The organism is Enterobacter cloacae, assembly GCF_013375935.1.
Lineage (GTDB): Bacteria > Pseudomonadota > Gammaproteobacteria > Enterobacterales > Enterobacteriaceae > Enterobacter > Enterobacter pasteurii.
Genome location: NZ_CP056117.1, coordinates 1,375,966 through 1,395,411 on the forward strand (window position 1 = coordinate 1,375,966; position 19,446 = coordinate 1,395,411).

Annotated in this window: 20 protein-coding genes; 12 read left to right on the forward strand and 8 right to left on the reverse strand. The window is 57.8% G+C overall.

What is annotated here, in order from left to right; translation table 11 throughout:
- Nucleotides 1-15 precede the first annotated feature (15 nt).
- The 3 genes from HWQ14_RS06440 to HWQ14_RS06450 form a co-directional block, all read right to left on the reverse strand.
- A complete protein-coding gene (locus tag HWQ14_RS06440; protein WP_003861270.1) occupies nt 16-1,065 on the reverse strand; it encodes an AI-2E family transporter in 1,050 nt (349 codons plus the stop codon).
- A 136-nt stretch (nt 1,066-1,201) separates the two neighbouring features.
- Entirely contained in the window at nt 1,202-1,759 is a 558-nt protein-coding gene (locus HWQ14_RS06445) for a DcrB family lipoprotein (RefSeq protein ID WP_148420537.1), read from the reverse strand.
- Between the two features lie 72 nt (nt 1,760-1,831).
- Nucleotides 1,832-2,497: a 7-cyano-7-deazaguanine/7-aminomethyl-7-deazaguanine transporter gene (locus tag HWQ14_RS06450; protein WP_022649676.1), complete on the reverse strand. Its 666-nt coding sequence runs from the start codon at nt 2,495-2,497 to the stop codon at nt 1,832-1,834.
- Nucleotides 2,498-2,666: 169 nt separating this feature from the next.
- Here HWQ14_RS06450 and tusA point away from each other — a divergent pair, with 169 nt between their 5' ends.
- The 4 genes from tusA to HWQ14_RS06470 all read left to right on the forward strand — a co-directional run bounded on the left by tusA (nt 2,667) and on the right by HWQ14_RS06470 (nt 5,889).
- Complete coding sequence (gene tusA / locus HWQ14_RS06455; RefSeq protein ID WP_148420538.1) at nt 2,667-2,909, forward strand: sulfurtransferase TusA; 243 nt, start codon at nt 2,667-2,669, stop codon at nt 2,907-2,909.
- A gap of 189 nt (nt 2,910-3,098) precedes the next feature.
- Nucleotides 3,099-4,070, forward strand: coding sequence for a TRAP transporter substrate-binding protein (locus HWQ14_RS06460; protein ID WP_176609278.1), 972 nt, complete (start codon nt 3,099-3,101; stop codon nt 4,068-4,070).
- Nucleotides 4,071-4,082: 12 nt separating this feature from the next.
- Complete coding sequence (locus tag HWQ14_RS06465) at nt 4,083-4,592, forward strand: TRAP transporter small permease (RefSeq protein ID WP_148420540.1); 510 nt, start codon at nt 4,083-4,085, stop codon at nt 4,590-4,592.
- A 10-nt stretch (nt 4,593-4,602) separates the two neighbouring features.
- Entirely contained in the window at nt 4,603-5,889 is a 1,287-nt protein-coding gene (locus HWQ14_RS06470; RefSeq protein ID WP_148420541.1) for a TRAP transporter large permease, read from the forward strand.
- Between the two features lie 89 nt (nt 5,890-5,978).
- Here HWQ14_RS06470 and zntA read toward each other — a convergent pair whose 3' ends face one another.
- Together zntA and HWQ14_RS06480 are read right to left on the reverse strand one after the other, a co-directional pair.
- On the reverse strand, nt 5,979-8,150 hold the full coding sequence (gene zntA / locus HWQ14_RS06475; protein WP_176609279.1) for a Zn(II)/Cd(II)/Pb(II) translocating P-type ATPase ZntA: 2,172 nt from the start codon (nt 8,148-8,150) through the stop codon (nt 5,979-5,981).
- A 76-nt stretch (nt 8,151-8,226) separates the two neighbouring features.
- Nucleotides 8,227-8,853: a lysoplasmalogenase gene (locus tag HWQ14_RS06480; RefSeq protein WP_176609280.1), complete on the reverse strand. Its 627-nt coding sequence runs from the start codon at nt 8,851-8,853 to the stop codon at nt 8,227-8,229.
- 129 nt (nt 8,854-8,982) lie between these two features.
- Between HWQ14_RS06480 and HWQ14_RS06485 the strand changes: the two genes are divergently transcribed.
- Nucleotides 8,983-9,339: a DUF2500 domain-containing protein gene (locus HWQ14_RS06485; protein WP_176609281.1), complete on the forward strand. Its 357-nt coding sequence runs from the start codon at nt 8,983-8,985 to the stop codon at nt 9,337-9,339.
- 54 nt (nt 9,340-9,393) lie between these two features.
- On the opposite strand, the gene HWQ14_RS06490 is transcribed toward HWQ14_RS06485, so the two are convergent.
- A complete protein-coding gene (locus HWQ14_RS06490) occupies nt 9,394-9,681 on the reverse strand; it encodes a DUF1145 family protein (RefSeq protein WP_176609282.1) in 288 nt (95 codons plus the stop codon).
- Complete coding sequence (rsmD, locus tag HWQ14_RS06495; RefSeq protein WP_148420545.1) at nt 9,665-10,267, reverse strand: 16S rRNA (guanine(966)-N(2))-methyltransferase; 603 nt, start codon at nt 10,265-10,267, stop codon at nt 9,665-9,667. The genes HWQ14_RS06490 and rsmD overlap by 17 nt, the downstream gene beginning before the upstream one ends.
- A 126-nt stretch (nt 10,268-10,393) precedes the next feature.
- Between rsmD and ftsY the strand changes: the two genes are divergently transcribed.
- The 6 genes from ftsY (at nt 10,394) to livJ (ending at nt 17,390) form a co-directional block, all read left to right on the forward strand.
- Entirely contained in the window at nt 10,394-11,866 is a 1,473-nt protein-coding gene (gene ftsY, locus HWQ14_RS06500) for a signal recognition particle-docking protein FtsY (protein WP_176609283.1), read from the forward strand.
- A 2-nt stretch (nt 11,867-11,868) separates the two neighbouring features.
- Nucleotides 11,869-12,540, forward strand: a complete 672-nt coding sequence (ftsE, locus tag HWQ14_RS06505) for a cell division ATP-binding protein FtsE (RefSeq protein ID WP_003861525.1) — start codon at nt 11,869-11,871, stop codon at nt 12,538-12,540.
- On the forward strand, nt 12,527-13,582 hold the full coding sequence (ftsX, locus tag HWQ14_RS06510) for a permease-like cell division protein FtsX (RefSeq protein ID WP_176609284.1): 1,056 nt from the start codon (nt 12,527-12,529) through the stop codon (nt 13,580-13,582). The genes ftsE and ftsX overlap by 14 nt, the downstream gene beginning before the upstream one ends.
- A gap of 251 nt (nt 13,583-13,833) precedes the next feature.
- Nucleotides 13,834-14,691: an RNA polymerase sigma factor RpoH gene (gene rpoH, locus HWQ14_RS06515; protein WP_000159624.1), complete on the forward strand. Its 858-nt coding sequence runs from the start codon at nt 13,834-13,836 to the stop codon at nt 14,689-14,691.
- Nucleotides 14,692-14,827: 136 nt separating this feature from the next.
- Complete coding sequence (locus HWQ14_RS06520) at nt 14,828-16,093, forward strand: 4-aminobutyrate--2-oxoglutarate transaminase (RefSeq protein ID WP_176609285.1); 1,266 nt, start codon at nt 14,828-14,830, stop codon at nt 16,091-16,093.
- Nucleotides 16,094-16,289: 196 nt separating this feature from the next.
- Complete coding sequence (gene livJ / locus HWQ14_RS06525) at nt 16,290-17,390, forward strand: branched chain amino acid ABC transporter substrate-binding protein LivJ (RefSeq protein ID WP_176609286.1); 1,101 nt, start codon at nt 16,290-16,292, stop codon at nt 17,388-17,390.
- 120 nt (nt 17,391-17,510) lie between these two features.
- Here the strand turns inward: livJ and panM are convergent, their stop codons facing one another.
- Nucleotides 17,511-17,894: an aspartate 1-decarboxylase autocleavage activator PanM gene (panM, locus tag HWQ14_RS06530; protein WP_176609287.1), complete on the reverse strand. Its 384-nt coding sequence runs from the start codon at nt 17,892-17,894 to the stop codon at nt 17,511-17,513.
- Nucleotides 17,895-18,318: 424 nt separating this feature from the next.
- Here panM and livK point away from each other — a divergent pair, with 424 nt between their 5' ends.
- A complete protein-coding gene (livK, locus tag HWQ14_RS06535; protein WP_148420551.1) occupies nt 18,319-19,428 on the forward strand; it encodes a high-affinity branched-chain amino acid ABC transporter substrate-binding protein LivK in 1,110 nt (369 codons plus the stop codon).
- The last annotated feature ends 18 nt before the right edge of the window (nt 19,429-19,446 follow it).

Consider the following 19,446-nt stretch of genomic DNA (forward strand, 5'->3'; position numbering starts at 1 on the left):
ACCCTTTGCACCCGGTTATCCCGGCAAACGGCTTTTTGGCCGACCCGGCCCCAGCAGAATGGCGAGTTTACTGCCTCCTTTGGTGGTTTCCATCCAGATTTTACAGACGCTGGTGAGCGGCACGGAGAGCAGCATGCCCACCGGTCCCAGCAGCCATCCCCAGATCAGCAACGATAAGAACACCACCATCGTTGACATGCCCAGGCGGTGGCCCATCATGCGCGGTTCGAGAATGTTGCCCAGCACCATATGCACGACGAGGAACAGCGCCCCCACCAGCATGCACTCATAAAATCCGTTAAACAGGAACGCCTGGATCATCGGCGGGACGGCGGAGAGCACCGCGCCGATATTGGGCACGTAGTTCAGTAAAAACGCCAGCACGCCCCACATCAGCGCGAACTGCACGTCCAGCAATACCAGCCCCAGCCAGACAATGACGCCGGTCCACAGGCTAAGCAGGGTTTTCAGCGCCAGATATTTAGAGACGCCCTTCAGCGCGCGGTGTAAACCGGCAATATGGATCTGCGGATTGTTCAGGGCAAAACGCAGCTTATACGGCACGTGGCGCACTTCGAACAGCATAAACACCACCGTCATCACCAGCAGCAGAATGCTGGCCATCGCCCCGGAAAGCCCCGTCATCAGGGTCGTGGCGTAGGTCATCACCTTCTCGGAATCCATCCGGCGCAGCATCCGTTCCGGTGAAATATGCAGGTTTACGAACGGCAACATTCGCTGGAGATCGACCAGCTTGCGCGTCAGCTCTTTATTGTATTGCGGCAGCATGGTGGAAAATTCGCTCAGCGAGGCGGCGAGCACGCCGAACAGCGCCGTCAGGACAACCAGCATCACCATCACCACGATGGTGATAGCGACCGGGCGGCTGATGCCGCGGCGTAAAAACCATGTCACCAGCGGGTTGAGGACGATAGCGAAAAACAGCGCCAGCAGCAGCTGGACAATGATATCCGCCGCCGCGTGGATACCCGCAAGGATAACCACCAGGCAGGCGAGTTTTAATAAAATATGGAGTCCGGCTTTATCGGGCGGGCTGGCAGTCATAAGAATTCCTTTTTCCGGGGGGGCCTGCTAATTGTAGTGCGCCGGAGTTGCTTCGTCTGGAGCGTTAGTCTGAAAGTCGCGGCAAAAAAATGGCCCCCGGCGCAAGCGACGGAGGCCACGTCATCCTGGTGAAGCGTTACTGGATCACGAGGGTGTTAATGATGTTTTCAGCGGTGGTCTGCGCTTTCTGCTGATCGTCTGCCGGCAGGGTGATCTGCATGGTCAGCAGTTTATTATCGACCTTGCCAAGCACGACGGAGGAGTACGCGGTCTGGCCTTTGGCAGAGATAATGCTGTCCAGCTGCTGCAGCGTGTGGCCTTTCAGTTCAACGGACTTGTTGGTTACCACCTGGAGCTGCGGGTCGCGGCTGCGCTGCTGATCTTCAAGACGTTTGGACAGCACGCCCAGATCTTCGCTGGTATCGTCACCGACAATCACGATCACCGCTTTTTGGCCGGTGGCATCGGAATAGACGTGCATGTTGTTTGCCTGGGTGCCCAGCTTACCGCTCTGGTCGGTCATGTCTGCGGGCAAAGAGAAACTGAGTTTGCCATCCATCAGGCTCACCGGCTGACCGGTGGCGTTGCTTTCTGCTGACGCGCCCTGAGCAGGCGTTTTGGTGTCGCTGTTATCACAGGCTGCAAGGCCAACTACCAGCAGGCCAATCCCGACATATTTAACCAGATTGCGCATTGACTTCTTCCTTTCGATAAACGGCCATAGCGGCTCATTCGTTCATCTTATCACAACTGATAAAGCGAACCCTTAACCTGCCTGCAATGCGGAGATTTCAGATTTATCTGCCAGCCTTTTCAGCAGCATATTCAACAGCACGCCGTACATCGGCAGGAAGAATACCAGGCTGATAAGCACCTTGAAGGCGTAGTCTACCAGGGCGATTTCCATCCAGTGCTCTGCCATGAAGGCGTCCGGGCTGCGCCAGAAGGCGATGAAGAAGAAGGCCAGCGTATCGCTCACGTTTCCGAACAGCGTGGAGGCCGTTGGCGCCATCCACCAGCGATGGTTCTGACGCAGGCGGTTAAAGACGTGAACATCGAGGATCTGCCCCAGGGCATAGGCCATAAAGCTGGCGGCGGCAATACGCGCGACGAACAGGTTGAAATGCGTCAGCGCCTCGAAGCCCTGCCAGCTTCCCATATAAAACAGGGAGGAGATGGCGTAGGAGACAAACAGCGCCGGGATCATCACCGCAAAGATAATCCGCCGCGCCAGCGGTGCGCCGAAAATTCGCACGGTCAAATCGGTCGCGAGGAAAATAAACGGAAAACTGAACGCGCCCCAGGTGGTATGGAAACCAAAAATGGAGATCGGGAGCTGCACCAGGTAGTTGCTGGAGATGATCACCAGCAGATGAAATAGCGAAAGCCAGAACAACGCCTTAACGCGCTGCGATTGTGTAAAGGAGTTCATATTGTACCTTTTTGATTAATATTTGGGGTGAGGGAACCCAATAAAGCCGCCGCATGATACTGCTTTGACGACGCTTTGCAATGGCTAATTTTCACGCAATCGTTAACCTGGTTTGCATTGACGGCGGCGGGGCGTAAACTACAGCCGTTTTTACCTGAACGAGAAGAAAATGACCGACCTGTTTTCCAGCCCTGACCACACGCTTGATGCCCTGGGCCTCCGCTGCCCGGAGCCGGTAATGATGGTGCGCAAAACCGTGCGCAACATGCAGAGCGGCGAAACGCTGCTGATTATCGCTGATGACCCGGCCACCACCCGCGATATTCCCGGTTTTTGTACCTTCATGGAACACGAGCTGGTGGCGCAGGAAACGGAAGCCTTGCCGTACCGGTATATGATTCGTAAGGGCTGAGTGCGGCCTGATGTCCTCACCCGACCCTCTCCCGCAGGGAGAGGGAGATCATCTTTCTAAACCATCGTTTCAAAATTTAGCGCTTTTGTGAGGCGCTTCACCCTCCCTTTTCCAGCCGTAGTCTAATTTTTAAACGTCTAAAACTAAAACACCGTTTTAACGCTTATCTCACTACCCTGGAGCTACTTAATGAAAACGACCCTCAAGCCGTTACTGGCCGCTCTGTGCCTGTCTGCTTTTGCCTGCACCGTCTCCGCCCAAACCATTAAAGCCGCAGACGTGCACCCGGAAGGCTATCCGAACGTGGTGGCCGTGCAGCAGATGGGTGAAAAACTCAAACAACAAACCGACGGCAAGCTGGAGATTAAGGTCTTCCCGGGCGGCGTGCTGGGCGATGAAAAGCAGATGATTGAGCAGGCGCAGATGGGAGCGATTGATATGATCCGCGTCTCTATGGCACCGGTTGCCGCCATCCTGCCGGATATCGAAGTGTTTACGCTGCCCTACGTGTTCCGCGATGAAGACCACATGCACAAGGTGATCGACGGGGACATCGGCAAGCAGATCGGCGACAAGCTCACCGCCAACCCGAAATCGCGGCTGGTCTTCCTCGGCTGGATGGATTCCGGCACCCGCAACCTGATCACCAAAGCGCCGATCGTGAAGCCGGACGATCTGAAAGGGAAGAAAATCCGCGTGCAGGGCAGCCCGGTGGCGCTGGCCACGCTGAAAGCGATGGGGGCTAACTCGATCGCGATGGGCGTCAGTGAGGTTTACAGCGGTATGCAGACCGGCGTAATCGACGGTGCGGAGAACAATCCGCCAACCTTTATCGCCCATAACTATATGCCGGTCGCGAAAAACTACACCCTGAGCGGCCACTTTATCACCCCGGAAATGCTGCTCTACTCAAAAGTAAAATGGGACAAGCTGAGCGCTGACGAGCAGCAAAAAATCCTGACGCTGGCCCGTGAGGCGCAGTTAGATCAACGCAAGCTGTGGAACGCGTATAACGACCAGGCGCTTAAGAAAATGAAGGCCGGCGGCGTGCAGTTCCACGATATCGATAAAGCGGTGTTTATCAAGGCGACGGAGCCGGTGCGCGCGCAGTATGGCGACAAGCATCAGGATCTGATGAAAGCCATCGCTGACGTTCAGTAAGCCGGAGTACGTATGTCCGAACTCTACCTGAAGTGGATGGACCGTCTGTACCTGCTCGCCATGACGGTGGCGGGCGTCTCGCTGCTGGTGATGACGATTGTGATCCCCATCGGCATCTTCTCACGCTACGTGCTCAATCGCGGGGAATCCTGGCCCGAGCCTGTCGCCATCATCTGCATGGTGACGTTTACCTTCATCGGCGCGGCGGTGAGCTACCGCGCCGGATCGCATATTGCGGTCAACATGCTTACCGACCGTCTGCCCGCGTCGCTGCAACGGCTGTGCGCGCGGGTGGTGGATCTGCTGATGCTGCTGATCGCCGGCCTGATGTGCTGGTACAGCTACTGGCTGTGCGTCGAGCTGTGGGATCAGCCGGTGGCAGAGTTTCCGCTCCTGACCTCCGGCGAAAGCTATCTGCCGCTGCCTGTCGGGTCGGCCATTTTGATACTGTTTGTGCTTGAGCGCCTGCTGTTTGGCTCGCAGGAAAACCGTCCGGTCGTGCTGATCGGCAATCACAGTTAAGGGGTGAACGATGGATGCTTTTATTTTGTTATTCACCCTCGCCATTTTGCTGGCGCTGGGTATGCCGGTGGCCTTCGCCGTTGGCCTGAGCGCCGTGGCGGGCGCGCTGTGGATCGACCTGCCGCTGGAGGCGCTGATGATCCAGATCACCAGCGGGGTCAATAAATTCACCCTGCTGGCGATCCCGTTCTTCATCCTCGCCGGGGCGATCATGGCGGAAGGCGGCATTGCCCGGCGTCTGGTGAATTTCGCCTACGTGTTTGTCGGCTTTATTCGCGGCGGGCTGTCGCTGGTGAACATCGTCGCCTCGACGTTCTTCGGCGCGATTTCCGGCTCGTCGGTGGCGGATACGGCGTCTATCGGCAGCGTGATGATTCCGGAAATGGAGAAGAAGGGCTATCCGCGCGAATACGCCGCGGCGGTCACGGCGAGCGGGTCGGTGCAGGCGATCCTGATCCCGCCCAGCCACAACTCGGTGATTTACTCCCTGGCGGCGGGGGGAACGGTCTCTATCGCCACGCTGTTTATCGCAGGGGTATTGCCGGGCCTGCTGCTTGGCGTAAGCCTGATGGTGCTTTGCCTGTGCTTCGCCCGTAAGCGCGGCTATCCGAAGGGGGATAAAATCCCGTTCAGGCAGGCGCTGAAAATTATGCTCGACGCCCTGTGGGGGCTGATGACGGTGGTGATTATCCTCGGCGGGATCTTGTCCGGAATCTTTACCGCCACGGAATCCGCCGCCGTGGCCTGCCTGTGGGCGTTTTTCGTCACCATGTTCATCTACCGCGACTACAGGTGGAGCGAACTGCCGAAGCTGATGTGCCGCACGGTTAAAACCGTCACCATCGTGATGATTTTGATCGGCTTTGCGGCAGCGTTTGGCGCGGTAATGACCTACATGCAGCTGCCGATGCGCATCACCGAGTTCTTCACCTCGCTCTCCGATAACAAGTACGTGATCCTCATGTACCTCAACATCATGCTGCTGCTGATTGGCACGCTGATGGACATGGCGCCGATCATCCTGATCCTGACGCCGGTGCTGCTGCCGGTGACCAACGCCCTGGGGATCGACCCGGTACATTTTGGCATGATCATGATGGTCAACCTGGGGATCGGGCTGATCACCCCGCCGGTCGGGTCGGTGCTGTTCGTGGCGAGCGCGGTGAGTAAGCAGAAGATCGAAACCGTGGTGCGGGCGATGCTGCCGTTTTACGGCATCCTGCTGGTGGTGCTGGGGATGGTGACCTACATCCCGGCGATTTCCCTGTGGCTGCCGGGGGTGTTAGGGATGCAGTGACGCGTGCGGCCTGATGCCCTCACCCCGGCCCTCTCCCGCGGGGAGAGGGGGCAAACACGAGAAACGGCAACCCGGTTGCCGTTTCACTTTTACCTTTGACGCAACAACCGCAGCGCGTTCGCCGTCACCAGCACCGTCGCCCCGGTGTCGGCCAGCACCGCCAGCCACAGGCCGGTCATGCCGAGCAGCGTGGTCACGAGGAATATCCCCTTCAGGCCCAGCGCAATGCCAATATTCTGACGGATGTTGGCGCGCGTGGCCCGCGCGAGGCTAATCATCTGCGCCAGCCCGGTCAGGCGGTTGTGGGTTAGCGCCGCGTCGGCGGTCTCCAGCGCCACGTCGGTGCCGCTGCCCATGGCAATGCCAATGGTCGCCGCCTTCATTGCCGGGGCATCGTTAATGCCGTCGCCGACCATCGCCAGCGGGGCGTGGCGGTTCAGTTCGGTGACGGCGCTGACCTTATCGGCTGGCAGCAATCCGGCCTTAAACGCCAGCCCCAGCTCGTCGGCGATCGCTGCCGCCGCGCGCGGGTTATCGCCGGTCAGGATTACGCCCTGTATGCCTGATTTGTGCAGTGCGTCGACGGCCTCTTTCGCATCATTACGCAGGGTATCGCGCAGCGCCAGCAAGCCCATCGGTACGCCGTCCCGCATTACCGTCACCACCGTTTGCCCGGCCTGCTCCAGCGCCTGAACCCGTGCGGAAGGGGAGTGGCCCGCCGCGGCGATCAGCACTTTTTTTCCGTCGACCACCGCTTCAATCCCTGACCCGACCAGCGCGCGCTGCGCCGTTGCCGCCGGGATCGTTAACCCGCGCGCCTGCGCCTCGCGCACTATCGCCAGCGCCAGCGGGTGGGTAGAGCCTTGCTCCACGGCGGCGGCCAGCGTCAGCAGATCGTCTTCACTGACATCCTGCGGGTACACGCCGGTCACCTGCGGTTTGCCGACGGTGAGCGTTCCGGTTTTGTCGAAGGCGATGTGCCGGATCTGGCTCAGCTGCTCCAGCGCCGCGCCGCCCTTAATCAGCGCTCCGCGACGTGCCGCCGCCGCCAGCCCGGAGGTAATGGCCGCCGGCGTGGAGATCACCAGCGCGCACGGGCAGCCAATCAGCAGCAGCGTCAGCCCTTTATAAATCCAGCCCTCCCACGGTGCGCCGAAAAACAGCGGAGGAACGACGGTCACCAGCAGGGCAACCAGCATGATGGCGGGGGTGTAAATCCGGCTGAAGCGATCGATAAAGCGTTCGACCGGCGCGCGGCGCTCTTCGGCCTCTTCAATCAGCTTCAGGATGCGGTCGATGGCGCTGTCTCCCGGTTCGGACAGCACCCTAAGCTGCACGAGGCGGTCAACGCTGGTGGCGCCGGCGGGCACCTTTTCGCCCATTGCGCGTTCAACCGGAATGGATTCGCCGGTAAGGGCGCTTTCGTCAAAGCCTGCGGTGGCGGTAAGCAGCGCGCCGTCGGCAGGCAGGCGCCCGCCTGCGGGCACTTCAATCACGTCGCCCGGGCGCAGGGTGCTGATGGCCACCGTTTCGCGCTTATCGTTCACAACCCGCGTGGCGGTTTCAGGCTTCAGGGCCATCAGCGCGCTCACCCCCTTACGCGCCCGGCTCGCTGCCCAGCCTTCAAGACGTTCGCCGATCAGAAACAGCAGCAGGACCATGGCCGCTTCCGCCGTCGCGCCAATAAACAGCGCCCCGATGGCCGCCACGCTCATCAGCGTTTCGATGGCAAACCAGCTGCCGCTTCGCATCAGGCGCAGCGCCTGGCGGGCAATCGGGAACAGGCCGACCAGCGTGGTGGCGATAAACGCCAGGTTGCCGAGCGGATGGTTAACCTGCTCCAGCCCCCAGCTCAGGGCCATCATGATGATGAGGGTCACGAGCGGCAGGTTTTCCTTCAGGGAGGAGGTCTTTTCAACAGGCGTCGTTTCGCTGCGCAGGGTATAGCCCGCCTTGCTGACCGCGGCTTCTACCTGTTTGCTGACGTTGCTATCGGCGCTGACCAGCAGCTTTTCGGTGGCGAACAGAACCTGAACGTGGTTCACGCCCGGAACCTGCCTTACCGCGTTTTCAACCTTACGGGCGCAGGCGGCGCAGTCCATACCGTTGACGAGCCAGCTGTAGCGGCTACCGCTTTCCGGCAGGACGTCAGCCTGCGTTTCGCATGCTCCCTCGCAGCAGCAGTCGTCTTTCGGCGGAAACGGGCTGAGCTTAAGCGCCGAGAATTGTGGGACTTTTTTTGGTGCTTCTGGAGTCGACATGGCAGTCTCCGGTAATGATAATTTTCTCATTAACCGCAGCATACACTCTGGAGTCGACTCCAGAGTCAAGCGTTATTTAGATGTACAGCGAACGCACAATCAGGAAGTGTCCGGCAAAGTAACAGGCGGCGGAAATAGCGTTATCCGCGCGGAAGCGGCGGCGATAGTGGCTGCCCAGCCAGACGATATTACCGAGCAACAGCAGCGCCGCGCCGAAGAAGGCGGACATGGCCTGTGAGGTCGGGCGGAAGAACCACAGCTCACCGGCCAGCCACACCATCACCAGCGTCATGGCGATAAAGGTACACACCGGCAGGCGCATCTCTTCCAGGCGCGACCAGATCACCGCAATCAGCAGCGCGCCAATCACCAGCAGCACCAGCGGCAGCGGCCAGAAGATGGAGAGCGTCATCTGGCTGGCAAAGTAGATGGTATAGAGCAGATGGGAGAGGAAGAACGCCCCAACGGCGTACAGCAGGCGCTGACGCGGCAGCAGGGTTAAGGCATCGCCAATCAGGGACGCGCACAGCCCGGCGAGAACCAGATAGCTGATGGCGTTAAACATCGGCGCCTGCCAGGCCAGCAGCAGAAGCAACAGCAGCGTGACGGGTTTAAACAACCAGCGCTGCCAGGCTGGACCGCGATAGGACGCATCGACGTAAAGCCATGTGGAAAAACAGACAGCGATAAATGACCAAAGCATATTAACTCCCTGTAACTGTTGAGGCTGAATAATCAGTTTCTGATCCAGTGTAGTGACGCGAACGGCCGTTTGGCAATGCCGGGGCAGGCGAGGTATCCTGAATTCCGCATAATCTGATGGGACGTTTGAATGAGCAAGATGCCGCTTTTTTTCATTATCGTGGTGGCGATTATCGTTATTGCCGCCTCGTTTCGCTTCGTGCAGCAGCGCCGCGAGAAGGCGGACAACGATGCCGCGCCGCTGGTGCAAAAGCGCGTGGTGGTGACCAACAAGCGCGAGAAACCGCTCAACGATCGCCGTTCACGCCAGCAGCAGGTCACGCCAGCCGGCACAGCGATGCGCTATGACGCGAGCTTTAAGCCGGAAACCGGCGGGCTGGAGATGACCTTCCGCCTGGAGGCGCAGCAGTACCATCGGCTGAAGGTGGGAGAGAAAGGGACGCTGAGCTACAAAGGGTCGCGGTTTGAAGGGTTCAGGGCTGAATAATGCGGTCCCCTCTCCCTGTGGGAGAGGGTTAGGGTGAGGGCATCAGGCCGCACGTTACTTCTTCACCTGCACCTGCGCCTTAAATTTCTTCATCCACACCAGCAGCTCGAACACGCCGAAAATAAACACCCGCAGCTGCTGCCAGCCGGTCATCGGTGGGCTATCTTTCGGCAGGCCGTTTTTCAGCATCACCATCTGCAGGGCGTGCATGAAGGCGGTAAAGATTAGCGCCACGTTAACGAAGATGTTCAGCGGACGCGGGAACGGGTGCACCAGATTCAAAATCAAAAATGCCCAGACGCCCAGCATCAGCAAACGTCCCAGGTTAATCAGTACTGGCATCGGAGCCTCCTTGTGCCTGACGATGATACAGACGATAAGCCACCTGGCCTGCGACCTTTTCGCGGTGCAGATCCCAGTGAACGGGAACGGGTGGCAGACCATTCTCCACCTCGCTTTCAACGTAAATCAGCGCGTCGTCTGCCAGCCAGCCATTTTTTTCCAGCAACAGTAGCGTCTCTTCCAGCAGCCCCTTGCGGAACGGCGGGTCAACAAATACCACGTTATGCGGCGTGCCCGGCTGCGCGAGATAGCTCAGCGTGTTGGTGTTCACCACCTTCGCGTTGTTCGCTTTCAGCGTAGCCAGATTTTGCTGCAACGTCTGCGCGACGCCGCGCTCCATCTCCAGCAGCGTGGCGCTGGCGGCATAGCGCGACAGCGCCTCCAGCCCTAACGCACCGCTCCCGGCGAAGCAGTCCAGGCAACTGGCGTCTACCATTGAGGGGGCAAGCCAGTTGAACAGCGTCTCGCGAACGCGGTCCGTGGTGGGGCGTAAACCGGGGCTATCCGGCACCGGTAATTTCCGGCCTCGCCACTGACCGCCGATAATTCGTATTTGACCGGCCGGGGCGCGGGTGGGTTTCTTCATCTCAGGAAAGCTCTGTTAACAATGCCCTGCGATTGCGGGCGGTGATGTCAATTAAGTAAAGTGTTAGACTATTTCATCATTTTTTTAGCTTCCCTGTATATAGCGCCGCGAGGAGTGTAGTCGCAGATGGCAAAACAAAAAAAACGTGGCTTCTTTTCCTGGTTGGGTTTCGGTGAAAAAGAGCAAGAAACAGAACAGAAAACCGAAGAACAACAGGTTGCAGAAGAGCAGTCACAGCCTGAAACGCCTGTAGAAACCGCTGCGGTTGTCGAGGCGGAAAAAACGGCGCACAGCAAAGAAGAGATTGAAACCTTTGCTGAAGAGGTGGTTGAGGTCACTGAACAGGTTCAGGAGAGCGAGAAGCCCGAGCCGGTTGTTGTCGAAGAGATTGTCCAAACGCCGCAGGCCGCTATCGAACACGAAGCGCTGCCGCTGCCGGAAGAGGTGAAAGCCGAAGAGGCCTCTGCCGAAGAGTGGCAGGCCGAAGCGGAAACCGTTGAAATTGTTGAGGCGGTGGAAGAAGAAGCCGCGCTTGAGCCGGAGCTGACCGACGAAGAGCTGGAAGCGCAGGCGCTGGCGGCGCAGGCGGCTGAAGAAGCGGTTATCGTCGTGCCGGTAGAAGAGCAGGTCGAAGAACAGGCCGAAGAGGAGATCGCCCAGGAGCAGGAGAAGCCGACCAAAGAAGGTTTCTTCGCCCGCCTGAAGCGCAGCCTGTTAAAAACCAAAGAAAACTTAGGTTCCGGATTTATCAGTCTGTTCCGCGGCAAGAAGATCGACGACGATCTGTTCGAGGAGCTGGAAGAGCAGCTGTTGATTGCGGACGTGGGTGTGGAAACCACCCGTAAGATCATCACCAACCTGACCGAAGGGGCGAGCCGCAAACAGCTGCGCGAAGCCGAAGCGCTGTACGGCCTGCTGAAAGACGAGATGGGCGAAATTCTCGCAAAAGTTGACGAACCGCTTAATATTGAAGGCAAAATGCCATTTGTTATTCTGATGGTTGGCGTCAACGGCGTGGGTAAAACCACCACCATCGGCAAGCTGGCGCGTCAGTTTGAGCAGCAGGGCAAATCGGTCATGCTGGCGGCGGGCGATACCTTCCGTGCGGCAGCGGTGGAGCAGCTCCAGGTGTGGGGCCAGCGCAACAACATTCCGGTGATTGCCCAGCACACCGGCGCGGACTCTGCCTCCGTGATTTTCGATGCCATTCAGGCGGCGAAGTCGCGTAACGTGGACGTGCTGATTGCCGATACCGCAGGGCGTTTGCAGAACAAATCGCACCTGATGGAAGAACTGAAGAAAATCGTACGTGTCATGAAGAAGCTGGACGAAGAAGCACCGCATGAAATTATGCTGACTATCGACGCCAGCACCGGACAGAACGCCATTAGCCAGGCGAAGCTGTTCCATGAAGCGGTAGGGCTGACGGGGATCACGCTGACCAAGCTGGACGGCACCGCGAAAGGCGGGGTGATCTTCTCCGTGGCCGACCAGTTCGGCATTCCTATCCGCTACATCGGTGTGGGCGAGCGTATTGAGGATTTGCGTCCGTTTAAGGCGGACGACTTTATTGAGGCATTATTTGCCCGAGAGGACTAACAATGATTCGCTTTGAACACGTCAGCAAGGCCTATCTCGGTGGGAGACAAGCGCTGCAGGGGGTGACATTCCACCTGCAGCCAGGCGAGATGGCATTTCTGACCGGCCATTCCGGCGCGGGGAAAAGTACCCTGCTCAAGCTTATCTGTGGGATCGAACGGCCAAGCGCCGGGAAAATCTGGTTCAGCGGCCATGAAATTAGCCGTCTAAAGAACCGTGAAGTGCCGTTTCTGCGCCGTCAGATTGGCATGATTTTCCAGGATCACCACCTGCTGATGGATCGCACGGTTTTCGACAACGTGGCGATCCCGCTGATTATTGCCGGCGCCAGCTACGATGATATCCGCCGTCGCGTCTCTGCGGCGCTGGATAAGGTCGGGCTGCTGGACAAAGCGAAGAACTTTCCTATCCAGCTGTCCGGCGGTGAGCAGCAGCGCGTGGGCATTGCCCGTGCGGTGGTGAACAAGCCTGCCGTGCTGCTGGCGGATGAACCGACCGGTAACCTGGACGATGCCCTGTCCGAAGGGATCCTGCGTCTGTTTGAGGAATTTAACCGCGTGGGGGTCACGGTACTGATGGCGACGCACGACATGGGGCTTATCTCCCGTCGTTCGTACCGCATGCTGACCCTGAGCGACGGGCACTTGCACGGAGGCCACGGTGAACAAGCGTGATGCAATGAACCAGATTCGGCAGTTCAGCAACCGGTTTGACCGTTTCCGCAAGCCGCAGGGCGGCGGCGACGGCAATCGCAATGCGCCAAAGCGCGCCAGGGCGACACCGAAACCGAACTCCCGCAAAACCAACGTCTTCAACGAACAGGTGCGCTACGCCTTCCAGGGGGCGTTGCAGGATCTGAAAAGCAAGCCGCTGGCGACGTTCCTGACGGTGATGGTGATCGCCATCTCCCTGACGCTGCCGAGCGTCTGCTACATGGTTTATAAGAACGTGAACCAGGCGGCGTCCCAGTATTATCCGTCGCCGCAGATCACCGTTTATCTGGATAAGGCGCTCGACGATAACGCGGCGGCGCAGGTGGTCGGGCAGATTCAGGCCGAGCAGGGCGTGGAGAAGGTCAACTATCTTTCCCGCGACGAAGCGCTGGGCGAATTCCGCAACTGGTCCGGCTTTGGCGGGGCGCTGGATATGCTCGAAGAGAACCCGCTGCCCGCCGTGGCGGTGGTGATCCCGAAGCTCGATTTCCAGGGCACTGATTCGCTCAACACCCTGCGCGACCGCATCACCCGCATTAACGGGATTGATGAAGTGCGCATGGACGACAGCTGGTTTGCCCGCCTTGCCGCGCTGACCGGGCTGGTGGGGTGCGTGTCGGCGATGATCGGCGTGCTGATGGTGGCGGCGGTATTCCTCGTCATCGGTAACAGCGTGCGCCTGAGCATTTTTGCCCGTCGCGATACCATCAACGTGCAGAAGCTGATTGGCGCAACGGATGGCTTTATCCTCCGCCCGTTCCTCTATGGCGGCGCGTTATTAGGTTTTTCTGGTGCATTTCTTTCATTGATTTTGTCAGAAATTTTGGTCATGCGGCTGTCGTCCGCCGTCACTGAGGTGGCACAGGTTTTCGGAACCAAGTTTGATATCAGTGGCTTAGGTTTCGATGAGTGCCTGCTGTTGCTGCTGGTCTGTTCGATGATCGGCTGGGTGGCCGCATGGCTGGCGACGGTTCAACATTTACGCCACTTTACTCCCGACTAATAAAAGCGTGATATAATCTTTCCCTGCACCGAGATGTTCGCTCTGCAGGGAAAGCGTCCCTGTTGTCTCTTCCCCTGTAATCATCTTCATGTCACATTTTGTGCGTAATTTATTCACGGTTGCACCTGGAACTTGTGGATAAAATCACTGTCTGATAAAAGAGTGAATGCTAATCTCGCTGCTCAAACGCTTTGGCATGGTTGTTGCCTGACGGGGACGACCTGGACCAGAAGAAACATTGAGAGGAATGAATGACCAAAGAAATGCAAACTTTAGCTTTAGCCCCTGTTGGTAACCTGGAATCTTACATCCGGGCTGCGAACACCTGGCCGATGTTAACGGCCGAGGAAGAAAAGGAGCTTGCTGAAAAGCTGCATTACCAGGGCGATCTGGAAGCAGCTAAAACGCTGATCCTGTCTCACCTGCGCTTTGTTGTTCACGTTGCTCGTAATTACGCGGGCTACGGCCTGCCGCAGGCGGACTTGATTCAGGAAGGTAACATTGGCCTGATGAAGGCCGTACGTCGCTTCAACCCGGAAGTGGGTGTTCGACTGGTCTCCTTCGCCGTGCACTGGATCAAAGCAGAAATTCACGAATACGTGCTGCGTAACTGGCGTATTGTGAAAGTCGCCACGACGAAGGCGCAGCGCAAACTGTTCTTCAACCTGCGTAAAACCAAGCAGCGTCTGGGCTGGTTCAACCAGGATGAAGTGGAAATGGTGGCGCGCGAGCTGGGCGTTTCCAGCAAAGACGTCCGCGAGATGGAATCCCGCATGGCCGCGCAGGACATGACGTTTGATATGTCCGCCGACGACGACGCCTCTGACAGCCAGCCGATGGCCCCGGTCCTGTATTTGCAGGATAAAACCTCTAACTTTGCCGACGGCATTGAAGAGGATAACTGGGAAGACCAGGCGGCGAACAAGCTGACCTTCGCGATGGAAGGTCTCGACGAGCGTAGCCAGGATATCATCCGCGCCCGCTGGCTGGACGAAGACAACAAGTCCACGCTGCAGGAGCTGGCCGACCGCTACGGCGTTTCTGCTGAACGCGTGCGTCAGCTTGAAAAGAACGCCATGAAAAAACTTCGCGCCGCTATCGAAGCGTAATTTCCGCGAAGTATACCGAGAACCCTCGAATGCAAATTCGGGGGTTTTGTTTTTTTAGCGCCCGCTCTGGCGAATTTCTCCCCCCTGGCAAACACTTACTGATGCGCTAAGCAGGCGACTTTCTCAGGGGGACAGGGTGAAAAATAACGAACTGAACGACCGGCGCGTGCAGGCGACGCCGCGCGGCATCGGCGTGATGTGTAACTTCTATGCCGATAAAGCCGAAAACGCCACGGTGTGGGACGTGGAGGGCAACGAGTACATTGATTTTGCCGCCGGGATCGCCGTGCTGAACACCGGCCATCGCCATCCTGACGTTATCGCCGCCATCGAAAAACAGCTCCACGCCTTTACCCACACCGCTTATCAAATTGTCCCCTATGAAGGCTACGTGACGCTTGCCGAGCGCATCAACCAGCGCGTGCCGATAGACGGCCCGGCAAAAACGGCCTTTTTCTCGACGGGGGCGGAAGCCGTCGAAAACGCGGTAAAAATTGCCCGCGCGTACACCAGACGTCCCGGCCTTATCACCTTCGGCGGCGCGTTCCACGGGCGAACCTTCATGACCATGGCGCTGACCGGCAAAGTGGCCCCCTATAAGCTCGGCTTCGGCCCGTTCCCCGGCTCGGTGTTCCACGCGCAATTCCCCAACGATCTGTACGGGGTCAGCACCGCGGAGGCATTAAAAAGCCTTGAGCGCATCTTCAAAGCGGATATTGCGCCCGATCAGGTGGCGGCAATCATTATTGAACCGGTTCAGGGTGAGGGCGGCTTCAACGTCGCGCCCGCTGATTTTATGCAGTCGCTTCGCGCCCTGTGCGACGCGCACGGGATTTTGCTTATTGCCGATGAAGTGCAGACCGGCTTCGCCCGGACCGGCAAGCTGTTCTCTATGGAAAACCACACCGTAAAGCCGGACCTTATCACCATGGCGAAAAGCCTGGCGGGCGGGATGCCGCTCTCGGCGGTGTCTGGCCGGGCGGAGGTGATGGATGCCCCCGCGCCGGGCGGGCTGGGTGGCACCTACGCGGGTAACCCGCTGGCGATTGCTGCGGCCCATGCGGTACTGGACGTGATTGACGAAGAAGATCTCTGCACCCGCGCGGCGCATCTCGGCCATCATCTGGTGGAAGTGCTGCATAAAGCGAAGGACAGCTGCCCCTGGATCGCCGACATTCGCGCGCAGGGCTCGATGGTGGCGGTGGAATTTACCGATCCGCAAACCGGACAGCCGTCGCCGGAATTTACCCGTCAGGTGCAGGAGCGCGCGCTGAACGAAGGGCTGCTGCTCCTGAGCTGCGGCGTTTACGGCAACGTTATCCGCTTCCTCTACCCGCTCACCATCCCCGAAGCGCAGTTTCGTAAAGCGCTGGATATTATTTCCGCCTCGCTGACACGATAAAGCCAAAAGCCCGGCTAAATGACGGCCGGGCTTATCATATTTTCATTTCAAATTAGCTATTCCAAAATCATAAAAATGGGGTATGTTTTAGCAGAGTATGCTGAAAAAGCGCGAACAGCACGCCTATAACTGAAATAAAGCGCTACACAACAACATCACAACAATCGTAATAACCATAATAATGGGGAATCTCAGGATGAATATGAAGGGTAAAGCGTTACTGGCAGGATGTATCGCGTTGGCATTCAGCACCATGGCGCAGGCCGATATTAAAGTGGCCATGGTGGGCGCGATGTCCGGTCCGGTAGCCCAGTACGGCGACCAGGAATTTACGGGCGCGGAACAGGCGGTTGCAGACATTAACGCTAAGGGCGGCATCAAGGGCGAAAAGCTGCAGATCGTAAAATACGACGATGCCTGTGACCCGAAACAGGCGGTCGCGGTGGCGAACAAAGTGGTGAACGACGGGATCAAATACGTTATCGGCCACCTGTGCTCCTCGTCCACCCAGCCCGCGTCTGACATCTACGAAGACGAAGGCATTCTGATGATCACCCCGGCTGCGACGGCGCCAGAGCTGACCGCGCGCGGCTATAAGCTGATCCTGCGCACCACCGGTCTGGACTCCGATCAGGGGCCAACCGCCGCGAAATACATCGTGGAAAAAGTGAAGCCGCAGCGCATCGCGATTGTTCACGACAAACAGCAGTACGGTGAAGGTCTGGCGCGTGCGGTGCAGGACAACCTGAAAAAAGCGAACGCTAACGTGGTGTTCTTCGACGGCATTACCGCCGGTGAGAAAGACTTCTCCACGCTGGTGGCGCGTCTGAAGAAAGAGAATATCGATTTCGTTTACTACGGCGGCTACCACCCGGAAATGGGGCAGATCCTGCGCCAGGCGCGTGCGGCGGGCCTGAAAACCCAGTTCATGGGGCCGGAAGGCGTGGCGAACGTTTCTCTGTCTAACATCGCGGGTGAATCTGCTGAAGGGCTGCTGGTGACCAAGCCGAAGAACTACGACCAGGTGCCTGCGAACAAACCTGTTGTGGATGCCATCAAAGCGAAGAAACAGGATCCAAGCGGCGCGTTCGTCTGGACGACCTACGCCGCGCTACAGACCTTGCAGGCGGGCCTGAACCAGTCGGCCGATCCGGCTGAGATTGCCGCCTGGCTGAAGGCGAACTCCGTGGAAACTGTGATGGGGCCGCTCTCCTGGGATGAGAAGGGCGATCTGAAGGGCTTTGAGTTCGGCGTGTTTGACTGGCATGCGAACGGTACTGCTACTGATGCCAAATAAAAGCAAAAAGGCAACGTAAGTTGCCTTTTTTTAATGTTTGCCCCCTCTCCCCGTGGGAGAGGGCTGGGGTGAGGGCATCAGGCCGCACAGATCAGGCCGCACGAATCAGGCCGCACACATCTAGCGCTTCTCCCACCCGTTTACCTGTGCCGTAAACCCTAACGCCTGCATAAACGCCGCCATTACGCCGCGATCCTCCACGCCCACGTCGGCCATCCACCAGGAGGTCACGCTCGGGTTGTCGCGGATAATCTCCTCAACCAGGTACTGCCCGGCGCCGCGACGGCGGGTCACGTCGCGCACCCGCAGCGAGTCCAGCGCCCCTTCCGTGCCGCTCAGCGTCACGCGAACGGCAGCCAGCAGGCGCTCGTTGAAGCGTGCGGCATAAATGCGGTGGTTCTCGTCGACGGCCAGCGACGAAGGGGAATATTCCGGCCAGATCTTGCCCAGGTCGATATGATCCTGTTCGCTAAAGGTCACCAGACGAACGATAGTCAGTTTCATTAGCTGCTTGTCCAAATCAATAAAAGTGGGGCCAGTGTACTCAATTTACCTGCCCCGGGGCTTTCTCTTTTTATTCCCGTTTGCCAGGCGATTAGTTTTTTGACAATGCATTGTGTAGTTCGAAAACACATGGATTGAAAAATAAGCAGGATTTTAACCTGAAAGGCAGTGATTTATTCCGTGCATTGTACCGTTATTTTATGCTGCAAAAGGCGCTTTTATTTGTTTATCTCTGCCTGATTTCAGAATATTATCTTTTCTTAATCGCCTGAAAAATAGAGATATTAGTCTGGTTTTTGATATAAACCTGCGCTAAACCATTAAAGGCACTGGTAAAAATAGCGTTGTGCATTAAAAGTACAGAATGCTTTTTAACCATAATAAAACAAAATATAAACATCACTTCACGAATGGGGATTCTGAGATGAAAAGGAACGCGAAGACGTTAATCGCGGGGATAGTTGCACTGTCGATTTCGCAGGCGGCGATGGCGGAAGAGATTAAAGTTGCTGTGGTCGGTGCGATGTCCGGCCCTGTCGCCCAGTGGGGTGATATGGAGTTCAACGGCGCGCGTCAGGCTATTAAAGACATCAACGCCAAAGGCGGCATCAAAGGCGACAAGCTGGTGGGCGTTGAGTATGACGACGCGTGCGATCCTAAACAGGCCGTCGCGGTTGCCAACAAAATCGTTAACGACGGCATCCAGTACGTCATCGGCCACCTGTGCTCATCCTCCACCCAGCCTGCGTCTGACATCTATGAAGACGAAGGCATTCTGATGATCACTCCTGGCGCCACCAACCCGGAGCTGACCCAGCGCGGCTATCAGCACATCATGCGTACCGCCGGTCTGGACTCCTCCCAGGGGCCAACCGCGGCGAAATATATCCTTGAGACCGTCAAGCCAGCGCGTATTGCCATTATTCACGACAAACAGCAGTACGGCGAAGGCCTGGCGCGCTCCGTGCAGGACGGCCTGAAAAAAGGCGGCGCGAACATCGTCTTCTTCGACGGTATCACCGCCGGAGAGAAAGACTTCTCCGCGCTGATCGCCCGTCTGCAAAAAGAGAATATCGACTTCGTCTACTACGGCGGCTACTACCCGGAGATGGGCCAGATGCTGCGCCAGGCGCGCGCTACCGGCCTGAAAACCCAGTTCATGGGGCCAGAGGGCGTGGGCAACGCCTCCCTGTCGAACATCGCGGGGGATTCTGCCGAAGGCATGCTGGTCACGATGCCAAAACGCTATGACCAGGATCCGGCGAATAAGGCTATCGTGGACGCGCTCAAGGCGCAGAAGAAAGATCCGAGCGGTCCGTACGTCTGGATCACCTATGCCGCCGTGCAGTCGCTGGCAACGGCAATGGATCGTACCGGCAGCAAAGAGCCGCTGGATCTGGTGAAAGATTTAAAAGCACACGGGGCGAACACCGTGATTGGGCCGCTGAACTGGGATGAGAAAGGCGATCTGAAGGGATTTGAATTTGGTGTCTTTAAGTGGCACGCCGACGGTTCGTCCTCGGCCGCCAAATAATCATCCCACCGCCCGGAC

Coding starts and splice junctions, on each gene's coding strand:
- HWQ14_RS06440 (WP_003861270.1), bottom strand. CDS start 1,065: ATGACTGCCAGCCCGCCCGATAAAGCCGGACTCCATATTTTATTAAAA.
- HWQ14_RS06445 (WP_148420537.1), bottom strand. CDS start 1,759: ATGCGCAATCTGGTTAAATATGTCGGGATTGGCCTGCTGGTAGTTGGC.
- HWQ14_RS06450 (WP_022649676.1), bottom strand. CDS start 2,497: ATGAACTCCTTTACACAATCGCAGCGCGTTAAGGCGTTGTTCTGGCTT.
- tusA (WP_148420538.1), top strand. CDS start 2,667: ATGACCGACCTGTTTTCCAGCCCTGACCACACGCTTGATGCCCTGGGC.
- HWQ14_RS06460 (WP_176609278.1), top strand. CDS start 3,099: ATGAAAACGACCCTCAAGCCGTTACTGGCCGCTCTGTGCCTGTCTGCT.
- HWQ14_RS06465 (WP_148420540.1), top strand. CDS start 4,083: ATGTCCGAACTCTACCTGAAGTGGATGGACCGTCTGTACCTGCTCGCC.
- HWQ14_RS06470 (WP_148420541.1), top strand. CDS start 4,603: ATGGATGCTTTTATTTTGTTATTCACCCTCGCCATTTTGCTGGCGCTG.
- zntA (WP_176609279.1), bottom strand. CDS start 8,150: ATGTCGACTCCAGAAGCACCAAAAAAAGTCCCACAATTCTCGGCGCTT.
- HWQ14_RS06480 (WP_176609280.1), bottom strand. CDS start 8,853: ATGCTTTGGTCATTTATCGCTGTCTGTTTTTCCACATGGCTTTACGTC.
- HWQ14_RS06485 (WP_176609281.1), top strand. CDS start 8,983: ATGAGCAAGATGCCGCTTTTTTTCATTATCGTGGTGGCGATTATCGTT.
- HWQ14_RS06490 (WP_176609282.1), bottom strand. CDS start 9,681: ATGCCAGTACTGATTAACCTGGGACGTTTGCTGATGCTGGGCGTCTGG.
- rsmD (WP_148420545.1), bottom strand. CDS start 10,267: ATGAAGAAACCCACCCGCGCCCCGGCCGGTCAAATACGAATTATCGGC.
- ftsY (WP_176609283.1), top strand. CDS start 10,394: ATGGCAAAACAAAAAAAACGTGGCTTCTTTTCCTGGTTGGGTTTCGGT.
- ftsE (WP_003861525.1), top strand. CDS start 11,869: ATGATTCGCTTTGAACACGTCAGCAAGGCCTATCTCGGTGGGAGACAA.
- rpoH (WP_000159624.1), top strand. CDS start 13,834: ATGACCAAAGAAATGCAAACTTTAGCTTTAGCCCCTGTTGGTAACCTG.
- livJ (WP_176609286.1), top strand. CDS start 16,290: ATGAATATGAAGGGTAAAGCGTTACTGGCAGGATGTATCGCGTTGGCA.
- panM (WP_176609287.1), bottom strand. CDS start 17,894: ATGAAACTGACTATCGTTCGTCTGGTGACCTTTAGCGAACAGGATCAT.
- livK (WP_148420551.1), top strand. CDS start 18,319: ATGAAAAGGAACGCGAAGACGTTAATCGCGGGGATAGTTGCACTGTCG.